Source organism: Bifidobacterium sp. LH_730 (assembly GCF_056355835.1).
In genome coordinates this window covers 59,832-77,211 of sequence record NZ_JBKETB010000005.1, presented here as the reverse complement: position 1 = coordinate 77,211, position 17,380 = coordinate 59,832, and the positions used below count along the sequence as shown (strand labels likewise).

The window sequence follows — 17,380 nt, the reverse complement described above, 5'->3', positions numbered from 1 at the left end:
GGTATTAGCGTCACGAACCCCGGTCCCATGCGGCCGGGGTTCTCGCGTTAGGAAGCTCCACCAGTCCGCCGAGCGTCGGGCGTCGGGCATCCATGCGCCGCGCGCATCGCGCCTGCGCGCCCCGTGCATAACCGGTGACCGGCCATGGCATTGCACAGGCCTGAACGCGGTCATATCATGGTGCCATGGCAGACGCTTCCCGGATACTCCACGACCTGTCCGACGCGCTCGATGATGTTCTGTCCTGTTCGCGCGAGGTCATTGACCTGGCCATCCAGTCCTTCGCGGCCGGCGGCCATCTGCTACTCGAAGACGTGCCCGGCGTTGGCAAGACCACGCTGGCCCGCGCCCTGTCCCTTGCCATCGGCGGCGAGGCGCGCCGCGTGCAGTTCACCCCCGATATGCTTCCCGGCGATCTGACCGGCGTGGGCATCTACGACCGCTCCACCGGTCGCTTCGATTTCCATCCCGGCCCGCTGTTCGCCAATATCGTCATCGCCGACGAGGTGAACCGAGCCAATCCCAAGACGCAGTCCGCGATGCTTGAGGCGATGGGGGAGGGCAGCGTCAGCGTCGATGGCGTCACGCATGCGCTGCCCGACCCGTTCTTCGTGGTCGCCACGCAGAACCCGATCGAATTGGAGGGCACCTACCCGTTGCCCGAGGCGCAGCTCGACCGTTTCATGGTGTGCGCGAGTTTCGGCTATCCCTCCGCCGCCGCTGAATCCGCGATGCTGATGGGAGCGTCCGGGCGCGATCCGTTGGCCGGATTGGCGCCGGTATGCGATTTGGACGAGGCACGCGCAGTGCGGGAAACGGCCGCGCAGGTCTCGCTGTCGCAGCCGGTGGCCGACTATATCGTCGCATTGGTGTCGTCCACGCGTTCCGCCGCGGGCATCCGATACGGCGCCTCGCCCCGCGCCAGTCTGCATCTGGCGGCCATGTCGCGAGCCCGCGCGCTGATGGACGGACGCGATTTCGTGCTGCCGGATGATGTGCGCGCCCTTGCCGCGCCGGTGCTCGCCCACCGCTTGGTGCTCGAGGACGCTGGATATGGCGTTTCCTCCTCCGCCCGCGCCCACGAACGCATCGAGGAGCTCGCCGCCACGATTCCCGCGCCCCGGGCCGGTCGGTGATCCGAGTGCGCTCCCGCCCCCGTTCGCGCCGCGACCGCTTCCGGCGGCATGGGCTGATACGCCCCACGCTTCCGGCCGGGGCACTGGTCGTCGTCGGGGGAGCGCTGGGATATTTGGGGCTCTTGCTCGATGACCGGGCTCTGATGGCCGCCGTGACGATGCTCGCGGTGCTGCTGATTGTCGATTTGGTTTTCGCGCTCACTCAACGTTTCGTGCCTGCGATCCGCGGCGCGAATGGTTCGTCTATCGCGCGCTGGTTCGCTCCGCGGGCGCCGGAGACGACGCCGCAATGGGAGCAGGTGGATGAGGAAGGGCGGCCCGTCGCGCGGGGCGCGGGGCCAACCCCGGAGCGACGGGGCGTCTATTGGCATATCAGCGTGGTGGTGCGATGGCGCACGCCCTTCCGCCTATTCGCCGTGCGCTGGGTGCGGGCGGCGGATGGCGAAACCGTGCGTCTGCCCGAGCCGCCGGATATGCGCGCATCCCACGGACCGGCGCCGGACCGGCGCATGGCCGGCCAATCGCATTCCGACAACGCCGGCGGCGTGCGCGACTATGCTCCCGGGGACCCGCCGCGGCTGATCGCCTGGCGGCATTCCGCGCGCCTCGGCGAACTCATGACCCGCGAAACCGATCGCGACACGCGCCCGGCCACGCTGCTGGTCGTCGACCGCGCCGCAGCCGGCGGCGATCCCGATCGCCTGGATGCGCTGATCGCCGCGGGCATGCCGTATCTGATTGCCGCTCCCGATGCCGCGTCGGGACGCTTTGCCGTCATCGACGGCCGTGGAGTGCGCGAAGGTTTGCCCGCCGTTCGACGATATATGGCTGCCCTCCAACCGGTCGACGGCGCTGGCCATGATTCGGTGCGCGGCAATGGCCGTGGCGCGGGGCGTGCCATGGACGGCGGTGTGGGCGGTGCCGGTACGACTGGTGTTGAGACTGGTGACGGCAACGATACCGGGCTCGTCATCGACGAGGCGGTTCGGTATGCCGCCCGCGCCCACGGGCCGCTGCGTCTGGTGCTGCTCGGTGACCCTCATGGTGGACTGGCTGCTGCCCTCGCCCATACTCCGCTTGCCGACCGTCTGACCGTCGTCGAAGCCGTGACGCCGTGGCCAGCGACAGTCACGCCCGCAGACGCAAAGACTACGAAGACGGAGCTGAGGGAGCGGCGGCTCGAGGCTGTCGCCGGGGCGGACCGGCAACGGATCAAGCCGCCATTGTGTCCGGAGGGAACTGTCATCCTGGCGCGTGCGCTTTCCGCCGCGGCCCTGCTGACCTTCTTCGGTGTGGCCCTGACGGCCTTGGCCGGATTGGTCGCCCCGGACGGCTGGTGGCTCTGGTGGTTCGGATCGTTGCTTGCGCTCGCCGCCATTGCCGCGCATATCCCCTCGCGCGCCATCCGGTGGCGCATCCTGCGGCCGCTCTGTTTTGCCGTTGCCGCGCTCGCCGGTGCACTGATACTGGTCATCCTGCGCGTCCACGACATCACCGGCCTGTGGCTGACCGATATGTCCGATATGGCGGATGCGGATCGCCTCGATGCGAGGGGCCTCGCTGGCTTCGTCTCCCTGGATATCGATGCCAACACCGAAGCCATTCGCGTATGCCTTGCCTCGGCCGGCACCGGCACAGGGCCCGCCGCGTGCTCCGACGACGCGTGGGGGCTGCTGTCCAACGTGATCGCGCGCGGTTTCGACGCGCTGAATCTGCAATTGCCGCCGCTGAAAGTGGATGCCACCGCCGACTGCTTTCTCATCCTCGCACTGACGTTGGCCGCCATTGTCATCCGGTTCCTGCTGATATGCCGCCGCGCCGCCGTGCCCATGCTCGCGCTGCTGCCGGTTGCCGCGCTCGCCGCCGACTATGCCTTCGTCGGGCACACGGCCCCATGGTGGGCCTTGGCCGCGCTCGCATGCGCGTTCCCGATATCCCTGTGGTCCGCCGCGTCCGACCGGGGGCCAGCCTCCCCGTCCCTCGGCTCACCTGTCGCGCTGCTCGCCTCTGTGCTCGCCGCGGCCCTCACCCTTGCGCTCACTCCATCCGCTCTCGCCCTCGCGTATCGGGTCCCGCTCTCCTTCGGAGAAGGCGGCGGACTGCTGTCCACGAATACCGTCAATCCGATGATCGACCTGAAGCGTAGCCTCGACACTGGCTCGTCATCGACCGTGCTGACCTATGCCGCCGACCGTCGCGTCTATCTGCGCATGTCCACGCTCGACGACTTCGACGGCGAAACCTGGAACTTCGACCCCACGCTCGCGCGCGACGGCGGCTTCTATGGCTCCGGCATCCAGCTCGGCCGCAATGCCGAGGACGAGCCGACCCAACGTCAGCGCATATCCTCCAATCCCTACGCCGCCTATGCCTATGCCGAGCGCATGGAACGCTATGGCAGCGGCGACGCATGGTATGCCGGGCTGCCGTCAGTGAGCGACGGACTCGAAGCCTTCAGCATTCAGACGGACTTCGAAATCGCCACCCTGCGCTCCCGTTTTCTGCCGGTTCCCGGCGAAGGCGCCTATGTCGAAGGCGTTGGCGACGGCTGGCTGAGCTATGGCGACGGCAGCGTCTACAACCGCACCCACGGCACCTCCGCCAACATGGGATACACGGCCTATGCCACATATCTCGACCCGATATCCTCCGACGCCGGTTTCGATCAGATCGACCAAATCGTGGACGCCGGCAAGGAACTGCTTGACAAGAGGAGCCACGCCCCGTGGCCGGATGCCAGTGAAGCCGAGCGGTCCGCCGCGCGCCGGACCTTCGCGGCTGACGCGACCAACGCCGACGCCGGGGCGCGCCTGACCGATGGCATGCTGCTGGTGCCGGTCGAATTCGAGTCCGGGGGCGAGATCAGCTTCGCGGGGCAGGGCATCGGGCGGATGCGGGTGACCGGTTCCTTCACCTCCTCGGACGGAACTGCCATCCCGGCCGGCTACTTCGAATTCGACGATGGTTTCGCGGAAACGCTGCTGCTTGGAGAGAAGGAGCCCTATGCCGCCGCCTTCGGCATTCCCAGCGTCGGTGGCCCCGGAAGCGACGGCAGCAGCGCAGCGATGCTGGCCTTCGCCGTCTATGACGATCCGATATGGGTCGAACTTAATGCTGAGGATGCCGGTGGCCAAGCCGGCGCCGGTTTCGCGGGCACCTTGGTGCGTCACTTGAGCGATACGCTTGGCGGCGATGGCACATGGGTCGGATACATGGCCGATTCCGGCGATTCCGGTCGTTCCGGTATCTCCACCGTGGATGTCGACCGCATCCGAGCCGCGGTCGAGCGCGCCGACGAATCCGCTCGGCGATACCGCTCCCTGCCTAAGGAACTGCCCGCCAATGTGCGCGCCGTCATCGACCAGGCCAAGTCCGCCGGCATCTCTGCTGAAGGCAACGGCCACGACCAGCAGGTGGCCGCGATGCGTTGGCTCGTCGACTATTTCACCGATCCCGCCAACCATTTCACCTACTCGCTCGACGCGCCCGACGGGGACGGCCGGGACAATCTCGCCGTCCTCGACGACTTCCTCGACCCCGAGCGCGGGCATGCCGGCTATTGCGCGCATTACGCCAGCGCCCTGGCGGTGCTCGGCCGCGCGCTCGGCGTGCCGACGCGACTGGTGCTCGGATACAACAAAGGCACCGCGCCGGCCGACTCCTCCGGGCGATACGAGGTCGCCGCCCGCCAGCTGCACTCCTGGGTCGAGGCCTATATCGACGGCGTCGGCTGGATGCCCTTCGATGTCACGCCGGCAAGCGTCGACAACGGCTCCGCCACCGCCACCGAAACCAATGGGGACGCGGATGATGACGATTCGCCGATCGTCAATGGAGATGCCTCGGACGCTGAGAAGGAAGACGTTGGTCGAATCGAGGACGATACGGCGGATACGACGGACGATGATGCCGAGGACGAGACTGTGGAGCGCGCCGATGCCGCGAAGGGGAAGGGCGCCGCGGATACGGGTGCGTCCGCATCCGTGCGGTTGGTTTGGATGTGGGGTGCGCTAATCGGCGTTGCGCTGCTGTTGGCTGTACTGGCGCTGGTGCCGATGCTGCGTCGCCGGCTGCGCCGTCGGGCACGCCTCGCCGTCATCCAGCGGGCCATTGCCGAGCCTGATGATGCTGCGCTTGCCGACCGTGCATGGCTGGCCGCGTGGGCCGAGATTCAAGATGAGGCATTTCGGAGCGGATTGATATGGCCCCGTCGTCGCTCCGGCGCTGACTCCGGTCGTGATTCTGGCGCCGGTTCTGGCTCCGGTGGTCAGCGTGGTTGGTGCGGCTGGCGGTTGCGCCGGAAGCTGACGTGGCCGAGCACCGCCACTGACCTCGATATCGCCGAACTCATCGCCGGGCGGCTCGAAACCAACGCGCCGCTCGACGCGGCCCGCGTACGCGCCATCGCCCGCCATGCCGCGCGTGCCGCGTTCCGGCCATTGCACTGTTCGGAGGACAAGCCGGGACTAGGATAAGAGCATGACTTTCAAACATCGCGCCATCATCGACACTCTCCCCAGCTATAAGCAGGGCAAGCCCGCCCCCAAGGTCGAGGGACACCGCTCCTTCAAGATCTCCAGCAACGAGAACGCCTACGATCCGCTGCCCAGCGTCGTCGACGCCATCGAGAACGCTTCCCTCGGCCATCTCAACCGCTACCCCGATATGCGCGGATGGGCCGTCGTCGAACGCCTCGCCGAAAAGCTCGACGTCAAGCCGGAGAACATCGTGCTCGGCTGCGGCTCCACCGAGGTCATCACCCAGCTGGTGAGCCTGGTGGCGGGTCCCGGCGACGAAGTCGTCTATCCGTGGCGTTCCTTCGAGGCATATCCGATCATCGTCGCCGGTGCCGGCGCCACCAGCGTGCAGGTGCCCAACCTGCCCGACGGTTCGCATGACATCGACGGGATGATCGCCGCGATCAACGAGCGCACGCGCCTGATCATCGTCAACAATCCGAACAACCCCACCGCGACCTCGGTGTCGGACGCCGACGCGCGCCGTCTGATGGAGGCCGTGCCCTCCGATGTGCTCGTGCTCTTCGACGAGGCCTACATCCAGTTCAACACCGACGCGGACACCAGTGTCGCGATGGACCTGTTCCGCGAATATCCGAACATCGTTGTGGCCCACACCTTCTCCAAAGCCTACGGTCTGGCCGGACTGCGCATTGGATACGCGGTCGCGCCAGCCGATGTGATCGACGGCATGCGCAAGGTGGCCCTGCCCTTCGGCGTCACCGATGTCGCGCAGACCGCCGCCCTTGCCTCGCTCGATGCCTACGACGAGCTTGAGGAGCGCGTCAAGGCGATTATCGCGGAGCGTGCGCGCGTCGTCGCCGCGCTGCGCGGGCAGGGCTGGGAGTTCCCGGAGCCCTATGCGAACTTCTTCTGGCTGCCGCTTGGCGAGCGCACCGAGCAGGCCGCCGCCGAGTTCCTGGCCGACGGCCTGTCCACGCGCGTCTTCGACGGCGAGGGCATCCGCATCTCCATCGGCGAAGTCGAGGCGAACGACCAGGTCATCGCCACCTGCGCGCGCTTGAAGGCGATGGGTTTCTGACCCGCCTCGCGTCGCGCGGCGATTGTGATTCCGGAGGAATCACGGCAGCGCGACACGCCGCCTTGCAAACGTCGCGTGGAAGTGGCATTATAGCCAAGTTGCCGGTTGAGGCCTAGGCCTCGAAAGCAGCGGCGGATTTCCCAAGCGGTCAAAGGGACCTGACTGTAAATCAGGCGCTTCGTGCTTCAGTGGTTCGAATCCACTATCCGCCACGCCCCGATAGCTCAGTGGTAGAGCACTTCCTTGGTAAGGAAGAGGTCGTGAGTCCAATTCTCACTCGGGGCTCTCTGGCGGGGTAGCTCAGCTGGCTAGAGCGTACGACTCATAATCGTAAGGTCAAGAGTTCGAGCCTCTTCCTCGCTACAAATCGCGCCCGCCGACCGGCGGGCGCAACTAGACCTAGACCACAGAGGTGAATGAACATGGCTAAGAGCGCCGACATCCGTCCGGGCATCACGCTGGCCTGCACCGAGTGCAAGGAGCGTAACTACATCACGACGAAGAACCGTCGCAACACGCCCGACCGCCTCGAGCTCAAGAAGTTCTGCGCTCGTTGCGGCAAGCAGACCGTGCATCGTGAGACCCGCTGAGCCTCGACATATGCTTTACAACCCGGCCCTCAAGGCCGGGTTTTTGTTTTGTGAACTGGACGGAGGGAACTTGGACCTTAGCGGGCATGCCACGCCACGCCCACTGCCCGAAAGCCGTCAACAGCGGCAGTTCCTCGTCTATCGGTGCAGCTCCCTCGAGAAGCATTCCGGGTTAAGTAAAGAATTGTGTACTTAGCCCGAGAATTGTGTACCCAGGTCACTGCGCAACCACCGAAATCCCCATGTTAGCGTGGGACACTACCGGCAACCGGTACACAATTCAGGGACTAAGTACACAATTCTTGTGCTCAACCCCTGGAACAGTCGACAGGTTCCGCGCCAGCGTCGATTGGCGGTCCGTCGGTCCCGACGGAAGGCGATTGCGGCCACGGTCGCGCTACCATGGGGTCTCATGACTTCCTTCGCAGACATCACCACCATCCAGGTCGGCGGCGAGATCGCCCGTTTCGTGGAGCCCGACTCCCGCGTCGGCATCATCGAGGCCGTTGAAGACGCCGACGCCAAGGGCCTGCCGTTGTGCGTGATCGGCGGCGGATCCAATATGCTCGTGTCCGACGTGCCCTTCGAAGGCGTCGTCGTGCGTGACGCGCGCCGTGCGATCACCGTGCCCGATGAGGCCGCTCCGGTCGAGGGCGGTGACACCACCGTCCACGTCAATGCCGAAGCCGGTGTGAACTGGGATGATTTCGTCGCCTTCACCGTGTCAATCGGATTGGAAGGCGTCGAGGGTCTGTCCGGCATCCCCGGCACCGTGGGCGCATCCGTGGTCCAGAACATCGGCGCCTACGGGCAGGAGGTCGCCACCTCGGTCGAATCGGTTGAGGTGTGGGACCGCCTTGAGAAGACCACACGCGAGCTCGCGCCCGCCGATCTTAACTTCGGATATCGCACCTCCGCCCTGAAATCCAGCATGTATGCCGCGCCGGCCGCGGGGGAGCGCAATCCATTCTTTCCGACGCCGCGATATGTGGTGCTGTCGGTCACCTTCGCGCTGAAGCATTCGGCGACCGGCACCGTGAACTTCGGGCAGCTCGCCAAGGCGCTCGGCGTCGAGGTCGGCGACCGCATGGAGACGAGTGCGATCCGCGAGGCCGTGCTCAAGGTGCGTGCTTCGAAGGGCATGCTGGAGGATCCGATGCGATATGCGGACGCTGCCATGGATGGCACGAAGCGTGCGGAGAACATCATGGCGGATTTGGAACGATTCGAGAAGGCGGCCGGTTCCGACCTGGCCCCGGACATGAACGCGGTCCGCGCCAATCGCCACTCCTGCGGCAGCTTCTTCACCAACCCGATCCTGACGCCTGAGCAGGCCGCCACGCTGCCGGAGGATGCGCCGCGATTCGACGCGACGCTGCCCGACGGCACGCCAGGCATCAAAACCTCCGCCGCCTGGCTGATCGACCACGCCGGTTTCCACAAGAGTTTCCGCGTCAGCCCTGATAGTCCCGCCGGTCTGTCCGATCTGCACACCCTCGCCCTGACCAACCGCGGTGGCGCGGCCGCTGCCGATGTCGTCGAGCTGGCCCGCGCGATACAGTCGGGCGTCCGCGATGCCTTCGGCGTGAGCCTCGTTCCCGAGCCAGTGGTCATTGGGCTTGACCTCTAGGTTCCATCCAGTCGACAAGCGAGCTGCCATCGTTTCGGCGTTTTCCGCATGATTCCAACAAGCGGGCCGAAATGGTGGCAGCTCGCTTGTACAGTGGAGAATGACGAGAACGGAGAACCGCGAAGGGGCTGAAGTCCATGCATATATTCCGCACCAAAACCGTCGAGCAGACGCTGGCCGAAACCGGCGAGCAGGGGCGCACGCTCAAACGTAACCTGACGTGGTGGGACCTCGCCATCATGGGCGTGGCCGTCGCCGTCGGCGCGGGCATCTTCTCCGTCGGCGCGCAGGCCGCCGCCTTCCACGCGGGGCCCGCCGTCATCCTGAGCTTCGTCATCGCCGGCGTCGTCTGCGGCGCGGCCGTCATGTGCTACGCGGAATTCGCGTCGATGATTCCGGTCGCCGGCTCCGCATACACCTTCACCTACATGACCGTCGGCGAAATCGTCGCGTGGATCATCGGCTGGGATCTGATCCTCGAGATGCTGATGGCCGGTTCCGTCATCTCGAAATACTGGGGCGTCTATCTCAACGAATTCTTCGGATTGATGGGATGGCGGATCGGCACCGTGGTGAATATCGGCGGATTCTCCATCGACATTGCCCCGATCATCATCGTCGCCTTCTTCACGACGCTGCTGGTCTTCGGCACCAAGCTTGGCGCGCGCGTCGACGGCGCGATGACCGTGCTCAAGATCGCCATCGTCTTCTTCGTCGTCATTGTCGGATTCTTCTACGTGAACGCCGCCAATTACACGCCGTTCATCCCGCCGGCCGAGCCCGCGCGCGCCACCGGCGACGAGGCGACGATGCTGCAGCCGCTGTGGCAGTTCGTCACCGGCATGGAGCCGAGCACCTACGGCATCCCCGGCATCCTTTCGGGCGCGGCGCTCGTGTTCTTCGCCTTCCTCGGCTTCGATGTCGTGGCCACGACCTCCGAGGAGGCCAAGGATCCCCGGCGCAGCGTGCCGCTGGGCATCGGCGTGGGCATCGCGCTGATCATCGTCATGTACACGTTGGTCGCCGTCGTCACCACCGGCACGGTCTCCTACCGCGATCTGGCGCAGGTCGACAGCCCGTCGTTGGCCACCGCCTTCGAGATGGTCGGTGCGACATGGGCCGCGAAGATCATCAGCTTTGGCATCGTGCTGGGCCTGGCCACCGTCATCATGGTGCTGCTGCTGGGCCTGACGCGCGTGGTGTTCGCGATGATCCGCGACGGACTGCTGCCGCGCGGCCTGTCGCGCACCGGCCGCCATGGCACGCCGGTGCGTCTGCAGATCGCCGCGGGCGTGGTCGTGGCCGTCGTCGCCGCATTCTTCCCGATCGACGTGCTGTCCGACATGGTGAACATCGGCACGCTGTCGGCCTTCACACTGGTGGCGATTTCGGTGCCGATCATGCGCCGCAAGCGCCCGGATCTGCCGCGTTCGTTCAAGCTGCCGGGCAATCCCTGGCTGCCGATCCTCATCGCCGCGGCGAATCTGTGGCTGATGGTCAACCTCAGCGTGCTGACTTGGGTGCGTTTCGTCGTGTGGCTGGCCGTCGGTTTCACGATTTACTTCGGCTATGGCTACCGGCATGCGCTGCTGGGGCATGTCGGGGCGGACGGATTGCTGCCGCACGACTGAGGGTCTCGCCGATGAGCGAGCTGCCATCCCTTGCGTGACAATGGCGGTTTCCAACGACTCTGCCCGCCCGGTGGCAGCTCTCTTATCGCTGGCGGGGGAGTGTCCGGAGTAGGCTTGGCGACAGTCGTATTTCAACGTCGCTGAAGCGGGAGGTCATCATGCCATACGTCGTCGCCCAACCTTGCGTGGACGTCAAGGACAAGGCCTGCGTCGACGAGTGCCCGGTCGATTGCATCTACGAGGGTTCTCGTTCGCTCTACATCAACCCGAACGAGTGCGTCGACTGCGGCGCCTGCGAGCCGGTGTGTCCGACCGAGGCGATCTTCTACGAGGACGATCTGCCCGAGGAGTGGGCGTGGTACAAGGACGCCGCCGTGAACTTCTTCGCCGAGGTCGGCGATCTGGGCGGTGCCTCGGCCAACGGCCCGATCGGCAAGGATCCCGAGCAGGTCGCCGCGCTGCCGCCGCAGAACGCCTGATATTTCGTTGTGATATTTTGCGCCCTTCCCACGCGTGACTTGCGTTGGGGAGGGCGTTTGAGTCCGGAGGGGTATTGTGGGTTTCCATTCCTATGAAACGCCGTATGACTGGTCGCGTATCGCGGGATACAAGAAGACGGCCGCAGCCGCGCCCGGCGGCATGGTCGATCTGTCCGTCGGCTCGCCCGTCGACCCGGTGCCGGCCTGCGTGCGCGTCGCGCTCGCCGAGGCTGCCGACGCGCCGAATGCGCATGGATATCCGGCCACGGCCGGCACTCCGGACCTGCGTGCCGCCATCGCCGAGTGGTTCCGCGCGCGCCGCGGCGTGGATCTTGCGGCCATCGGCGCGGATCTTGTGCCCACCGTGGGTTCCAAGGAGGGCGTGGCGCTGATGGCCTCGCTGCTGCACTTGGGACCGGGCGATGTGGTCGTGCAGCCGCGCGTGAGCTACCCGACTTATGAGATCGGCACGCAGCTGGCCGGTGCCACGGTGCTCAAGGTCGACGACGTGACCGATGTGGATTCGTGGGTCGGCGTGCCGGGTGTGAAGGCCGTGTGGGTCAACTCGCCGTGCAACCCGACCGGGCAGGTGCTGGATGCGGATGCCTTGGCGCGCGTTGTCGCGGCGGCGCGTGGAATCGGCGCCACCGTGCTCTCCGACGAGTGCTATGCGCTGATGACGTATGCGGCTGATTCTGCCGAGCCCGCTCCCGCCGCTCCCTGCGCGTTGGACGCGGAGGTGTGCGCCGGTTCCGCCGACGGCGTGCTGGCGCTGTATTCGCTGAGCAAGCAGTCGAATCTGGCCGGATACCGCACCGCCTTCGTCGCGGGTGACCGTGCGCTGATCGCCGAGATGACCGAGTATCGCAAACAAATCGGCCAGATCATCCCCGGGCCGGTGCAGGCGGCGATGGCCGTCGCCCTGCGCGACGAGGAATCGGTGCGTGAGCAATGGGCGCGATATCACGCGCGTCTGGTCACGCTCGTCGACGCGCTGCGTGCATACGGCTACGACGCGACCATGCCCGACGGCGCGCTCTATGTGTGGGTTCCGGCGCGTTCCGGCGATTGCTGGATCGATATGGAGGCACTTGCCAGCATCGGCATCATCCCCAGCCCCGGCGAGTTCTACGGTGCGCCGGGATATCTGCGCTTCTCCGCCACCGCCACCGACGAGGCCATCGCCTCCGCCGCCGAGCGGCTGCGCGCGGCCTAGGGGCTATCGGTCGCGGACCCAGTTTCCGGTCGGTTGCGTTGCCTACGTGCCATGAACCGGAGTGTGGGTAACTCTAAGGCGTATTTCAGCATTACCTGGATGCCGCCGAGTGGCGCATAAGGAACGCTACGATTCGTCAGTGTTACCTGGGTGCCACTGAGTGGAGTGTAGGCAACTCGGGAGTGTATCTCAGCGTTACTTAGATGCCACTGCGTGGAGCGTGGATAACGCTGCGACCCACTAGTGTTACTTGGATGCCGCTGAATGGAATGCAAGTAACGCCAGGATGTATCTCAGCGTTGTTCGGATGCCACTGCGTGGAGCGTGGGTAACGCTACGATCCGTCAGCGTTACCTGGATGCCGCTGAATGGAGTACGAGGAACGCTAGGAACCAATTAAGCGTTACCCGCGTGCCACTGGGTGGCGGCTAGGTAACGCCTGTGCGCGAACAGCACGGCTCAGGCAAGGCTCCATGTGAAGCGTACCGAGGACGGTAACGCCTATGTGCGGGATGGCGCCTATGCCCCGAGATTCGCCGCGCCTTTGCCGAAGCGCTGACGCACTGCGTCCAGCGCGGCCTCCGCGTCGCGCAGCTTCGCGGACTTCGCCCCGCCTGGCCCCGAGTCGCCTTCCTCGAGCACATCCTCAAGCGTGGCCTGCACGGCGGTGGTCGCCGTCTCGCCCAGTCCGCTTGCACTCATACCGGCCAACCGCACCAACTTCGGCAGCGGCATCGTATCCGGCGCATCCTGCGGCATATCGAGCATCATCCGCAGCAGCCGCGCGCACTGCGGGTAGAGCGCGCTCGCCGCATCCACCGGCTTGTCAAGCGTATGGGCGCGCGTGCGATAGCTGAGGTCGGCGAAACGCAGCTTGATCGTCACCGTGCGTGCCATCAGCCCACGCCGGCGCAAGCTCGTCGCCACCTCGTCGCAGGCGCGGCGCAGCAGACGCAGCACCACGCGCATATCGGTGGTGTCGGTGTCCAGGGTGCGCTCCGAACCGATGGATTTCTCCGGCGTGTATGGCGTCACCACGCGTTCGTCCATGCCATGAGAGGCCAGCCACAGACCATGCGCCACGGTTTTGGAGCCGGTGGCGCTTGCCAACGTCGTCTCGTCGGTCGCGGCCAAGTCGGCCACGGACTCGATGCCCCATGTCTTGAGGCGTTGCTCCAGCGCCGGGCCGATGCCGGGAATGCCGCGCAGGGGCATCATCTGCACGAATTCGGCCGAGCGGGCGGCGGGAATCAGCAGCATGCCGTTCGGTTTGGCGTTATTCGACGCCATCTTGGCGACGAGCTTGTTCGCCGCCACGCCCACCGAACAGGTCACATGGAAGCGTCGCGCGACCTGCTCGCGGATCCATGCGCCGATGGCGGTGGGCGATTTCCAGCGCAGCAGAGCGCCAGAGACATCCAGATAGGCCTCGTCCACCGACACCTGCTCGACCTCCGGCGTCACCGCGTGGAATATCTCGGTCATGATCGCGCGCGACACCGCGCGGTAATGGGCCATGTCGACCGGCAGGAACACGGCCGAGGGGCACAGCTGGCGGGCGCGTGCGGTCGGCATCGCCGAATTGATGCCATATCGGCGCGCCTCGTAGCTCGCCGCCGACACAACGGATCGCGGGCCCGTGCCGATGACCACAGGCAGGCCTTTGAGTTCCGGATGGCGGGCCACTTCCAGCGAGGCATAGAAGGCATCCATATCGATATGCAGCACCGTGCAGCCGGTTTCGTCATGTCCCCAATCGCGTTTGGCGGCCTCGATCCTCGGCGCAGTGCTCATATCCCCATCCTATCCCCGTTCCGCCGGGCGGAGGGTGCGGGGGACTGGGGCCGGGGGTGTTCTCGCTATGTTTGACTGTGTGGGGTCGCTCTCGTTGGGGTGATTGGGCAAGATATGCAGGCTGGGTTGGCTGACTCAGCTCGCCCGGTATGTTTTTGCTCAGTTGGTTCGGATGGGGCCGACTGGGCGGGATATGCCGATTGCGCTGATGCGCTGGCTGCCCCGGTTATACCGACTGGGCCGGATGGGATGGCTGAGGTGATTCGTCGAACTGGCGGGAGATCGGAGTCATCAGCACAGTGAGCGTAGCCAGCGCGCCCGCCGAGGCAAGCAGCACCGCGGCAACGGGGAATCGGTCGTAGGCCCAGCCATACACCAGCTGTCCCAACGGCTGCGCGCACATGCACAGCGCCGAGCACATCGCCATCACTTTGCCGGTCATCGACTCCGGCGTGCTTATCTGAATCGCCGGAATGGCGATGAGATTCGTGAAACTTGCCGCCACCATCGTGCCGCAGGTGAAGGCGACCAGCACCACGAGTTTCGTCCACGCGCCCACCGGCAGCAGGAACACCACGCCCTGCGGCAGCACGGTGAGAGCGACCGCGGCCAATGCCGGCGGCAGGCGACGCATGGTCAGTCGCTCCGCGCATATGCCGGCCAACATCGCGCCCGTCACCCCGGCCACGCCGACCAATCCGTCGGCCACACCATATACCGTCGCATCGAAGCCCAGCGCCGTGCGGATCGTATAGGGAAAACCCACGCCGGAGAACCCAATCGTGACGAAGTTCAGCGCCGCGGCGAACAGCAGCAGTTTGAGCACATGCGGGCGGTCGTGCGTCAGGAACCGCACCCCGGCCTTGAGATCGGCGAGCGGTGAGGGGAGCGCGCCATCGTCGCCCATCTCGACGGCGCGGTCCGGCGCGCCGAGCCGGATGAGGCTTTCCAGCGTGGCGGCCAGCGCGAAGCTCGCGATGGTGATCGCCATCATGAGACGGATGCCGAAGGCCACATAGAGCACCCCGCCGAGGAAGCTCGGCAGTAGCGTGCCGAGTTGCTGGGTCTGGTTGACCACGGCCATCGCCCGGCGCATCGCATCTGGCCCGTGCGCTCGGAACATCTGCGGCAGCGCGGCCTGCACCGTGGGCGTCTCGAAGGCGCCGAGCACCGCGAGTCCCACCTGCATCGCGCCGATGGCCACGATATTGAAGCCGATGCCGGCGAACGTGAGCGCGCAGACCAGCACCAGCACGCCCGAGGCTGCGTCGAGCGCAACCATGATCGTGCGGCGATTCATCCGATCGGCGAGCACGCCGCCGAACGGACTCAGCAGAATCGTCGGCACAATCGACACGGCGAGGATCGAGGCGAACATCGTGGCCGAGCCGGTTTCGTCCAACACCCGCATCGCCATCGCAAATCGCAGCATCATATTGCCGAACAGCGAGATGCCTTGCCCTGCGATCAGCAGAACAAAGTCCCGCGAGCGTAGCGGGGAGCGGGGCTTCTCGACGTCGGCTGCGGGTGCGTCGTGTGGCTGGCGGTTCATCTCATATTCCTTTCGTGAAGTGCGGTCGTATCTATTAATACCGACCGACGGTATGTAAATAAGTGTTGGGAAAAGGGCTTGCGGTGGTGGTTGGTATGTATGTCGGAGAGGGACGGATGTTAGTGGATGGGGTTGTCTGGTGCTGGAGACGGTGTGACTGGCCTGACGGTATCCGTGCTGTGCAGACCGGCGTCCGATGCCAATCCTGGCTTCGGTCTCAGTGGGCAATGTCGTCTGGCCTTTCACTCCTTCCGTTCGCTGCCGAGGAAGGTCATGCTCTCGACGGTCAGCTCGATAAGCGCCTCGTCGAACAGCGGCACGCCGATGGCGTCGAGCATGGTGGACAGGCAGCGCACCCGGCGCATCATATCGCGCTTGGTGGCTGGCTCGGCGGAAAATGCGGAGGGCATCCAGTAGTTCGGCAACAGCGCGAGCAACTGGGCCGCCTCACGCGGATACTCGGTGGGGATGGAACCGTCTTCGATGCCTTCCTCAAACAGCGGCAGCCACAGGCGGGGCAGCTCCTGCGACCAGAAGCGCATATTCGCGGCAAAGGTGGCCGGGTCGTCAAGCATCGGCATCGAGGAGCGGGTGATCTGCAGATGCGTGACGTCGCTCATCGAGTGCCGCAGGATCTCGCGGAGCTTGTCCAAGGCGTTGAGGTCGTCGCGCGCCATGATTTCGCTGTTGGCGCTCATCTGCTCATTGCTGTCGCGCTCGCCCAGCGCCTCGAGAATCGCCTCCTTGGAGGCGAAGTGGTGATATATCGCGCCTTTGGAGAGGTCGCCGAGCCTATCGACGATGTTCTGGATGGACGTGTGCTCATATCCCTGCTCGGCGAACAGTTCCTGCGCCGCGTCGAGGATACGTGCCCGCGTCACCTCGGGATGTGCGTTCCGCGCCATATCCGTCTCCTTCCGATGAATATCGTGCTCCCCATTATACATACCGTCGGTCGGTATCATTCATTCCGCGCGTTCATATGTCCGTGCCCATACGCCCATGTCTATGCGTTGTATCGACTTTCGCGTACGAAAATGCGCAGTCAGACGGAGCCTGTGCGCGTAAACGTACGCTGCCGAATCCCATCCGTACGAAAATAAGCAGGCTGACGAGGCCGCTGCGCAGAAACGTACACTGAGGTGAGCCAGGAGTACGAAAATGCGCAGGGCAATGGAGCCGCTGCGCATAAACGTACGCTAAGACGGGCTGGGAGTACGAAAATGAGCAGTCCGGCGAGGTCATGCGCACAGAACCGCATGCTGGCCAACCCCTTGTGTACGAAAATACGCGCGCCGACGAAGGGTATGCGGAAAACCGTACATCTACGGCGGCTTAGATTACGGTTTTCCGCATGACCACCGTCGGCGTGCGTAGAAACGTATTCCTACAGCCTGCTTAATGTACGGTTTTTCGCATGACCGCCGTTCGTGTGCGGAAAACCGTATTTCTACGACCTGCTTAACGTACGGTTTTCCGCACGGGCTCCGTCGGACTGCGGAAAAACCGGTACGTCAGGTCCCTGCGAATAAGGGGCGCGAGGAAGGGATGCCGGATGGTGACTATGACTGGGCGAAGGCCTCGCGAATATGGGAACGGGTGATGGGCGCGCTGGGGATCGGCGCGGCATTCGTAAAAGCCCTGCGGAACATGTGAGCCGGGAGGATTGTTGCCTGATGACGGCCTGCGGTGAAACCAAACCCCCGCGAATCCGGAGCGGACAAGACGTCGCCGATCGGCGCGTGGTGAGGCCAAACCCGTGCGAATATGGGCGCAGACCTGTACGGCCCGCC

General features: G+C 65.2%; 11 protein-coding genes and 3 tRNA genes. 11 read left to right on the top strand and 3 right to left on the bottom strand.

All coding sequences use genetic code 11. From position 1 onward, the window contains the following. Positions 1-185 precede the first annotated feature (185 nt). From AC1AUD_RS07820 to dapC, 11 genes are all read left to right on the top strand, one after another. Positions 186-1,136 (top strand): AAA family ATPase, encoded by a 951-nt coding sequence (locus tag AC1AUD_RS07820; RefSeq protein ID WP_476573713.1) that lies wholly within the window; start codon positions 186-188, stop codon positions 1,134-1,136. Between the two features lie 143 nt (positions 1,137-1,279). After that, positions 1,280-5,611: a transglutaminaseTgpA domain-containing protein gene (locus AC1AUD_RS07815; protein ID WP_476573711.1), complete on the top strand. Its 4,332-nt coding sequence runs from the start codon at positions 1,280-1,282 to the stop codon at positions 5,609-5,611. 4 nt (positions 5,612-5,615) lie between these two features. After that, positions 5,616-6,695 carry a histidinol-phosphate transaminase gene (locus AC1AUD_RS07810; RefSeq protein WP_476573709.1) on the top strand — a complete coding sequence of 360 codons (1,080 nt, stop codon included), beginning with the start codon at positions 5,616-5,618 and terminating at the stop codon, positions 6,693-6,695. Between the two features lie 130 nt (positions 6,696-6,825). Further along, a tRNA-Tyr gene (locus AC1AUD_RS07805) sits at positions 6,826-6,907 on the top strand. 1 nt (position 6,908) lies between these two features. Beyond that, positions 6,909-6,980, top strand: a tRNA-Thr gene (locus AC1AUD_RS07800). A 4-nt stretch (positions 6,981-6,984) separates the two neighbouring features. Beyond that, positions 6,985-7,058: transfer RNA gene (locus AC1AUD_RS07795), tRNA-Met, on the top strand. A 59-nt stretch (positions 7,059-7,117) separates the two neighbouring features. Further along, positions 7,118-7,285: a 50S ribosomal protein L33 gene (gene rpmG, locus AC1AUD_RS07790; protein WP_033508889.1), complete on the top strand. Its 168-nt coding sequence runs from the start codon at positions 7,118-7,120 to the stop codon at positions 7,283-7,285. A gap of 412 nt (positions 7,286-7,697) precedes the next feature. Continuing rightward, the gene (locus tag AC1AUD_RS07785; RefSeq protein WP_476573706.1) at positions 7,698-8,915 is read left to right on the top strand and encodes a UDP-N-acetylmuramate dehydrogenase; all 1,218 of its coding nucleotides are present in this window, start codon (positions 7,698-7,700) and stop codon (positions 8,913-8,915) included. A gap of 137 nt (positions 8,916-9,052) precedes the next feature. Beyond that, positions 9,053-10,546, top strand: coding sequence for an amino acid permease (locus AC1AUD_RS07780; protein WP_476573704.1), 1,494 nt, complete (start codon positions 9,053-9,055; stop codon positions 10,544-10,546). Positions 10,547-10,704: 158 nt separating this feature from the next. After that, positions 10,705-11,025 (top strand): ferredoxin, encoded by a 321-nt coding sequence (gene fdxA, locus AC1AUD_RS07775; RefSeq protein WP_476573702.1) that lies wholly within the window; start codon positions 10,705-10,707, stop codon positions 11,023-11,025. 76 nt (positions 11,026-11,101) lie between these two features. Next, positions 11,102-12,241: a succinyldiaminopimelate transaminase gene (gene dapC / locus AC1AUD_RS07770; RefSeq protein ID WP_476573700.1), complete on the top strand. Its 1,140-nt coding sequence runs from the start codon at positions 11,102-11,104 to the stop codon at positions 12,239-12,241. Positions 12,242-12,760: 519 nt separating this feature from the next. On the opposite strand, the gene dinB is transcribed toward dapC, so the two are convergent. The 3 genes from dinB to AC1AUD_RS07755 all read right to left on the bottom strand — a co-directional run bounded on the left by dinB (position 12,761) and on the right by AC1AUD_RS07755 (position 16,492). Then, positions 12,761-14,035, bottom strand: a complete 1,275-nt coding sequence (gene dinB, locus AC1AUD_RS07765; protein WP_476573698.1) for a DNA polymerase IV — start codon at positions 14,033-14,035, stop codon at positions 12,761-12,763. Between the two features lie 226 nt (positions 14,036-14,261). Continuing rightward, on the bottom strand, positions 14,262-15,587 hold the full coding sequence (locus AC1AUD_RS07760) for an MFS transporter (protein WP_476573696.1): 1,326 nt from the start codon (positions 15,585-15,587) through the stop codon (positions 14,262-14,264). Between the two features lie 242 nt (positions 15,588-15,829). Continuing rightward, positions 15,830-16,492, bottom strand: a complete 663-nt coding sequence (locus AC1AUD_RS07755) for a TetR/AcrR family transcriptional regulator (RefSeq protein ID WP_476573694.1) — start codon at positions 16,490-16,492, stop codon at positions 15,830-15,832. Between the last annotated feature and the right edge of the window lie 888 nt (positions 16,493-17,380).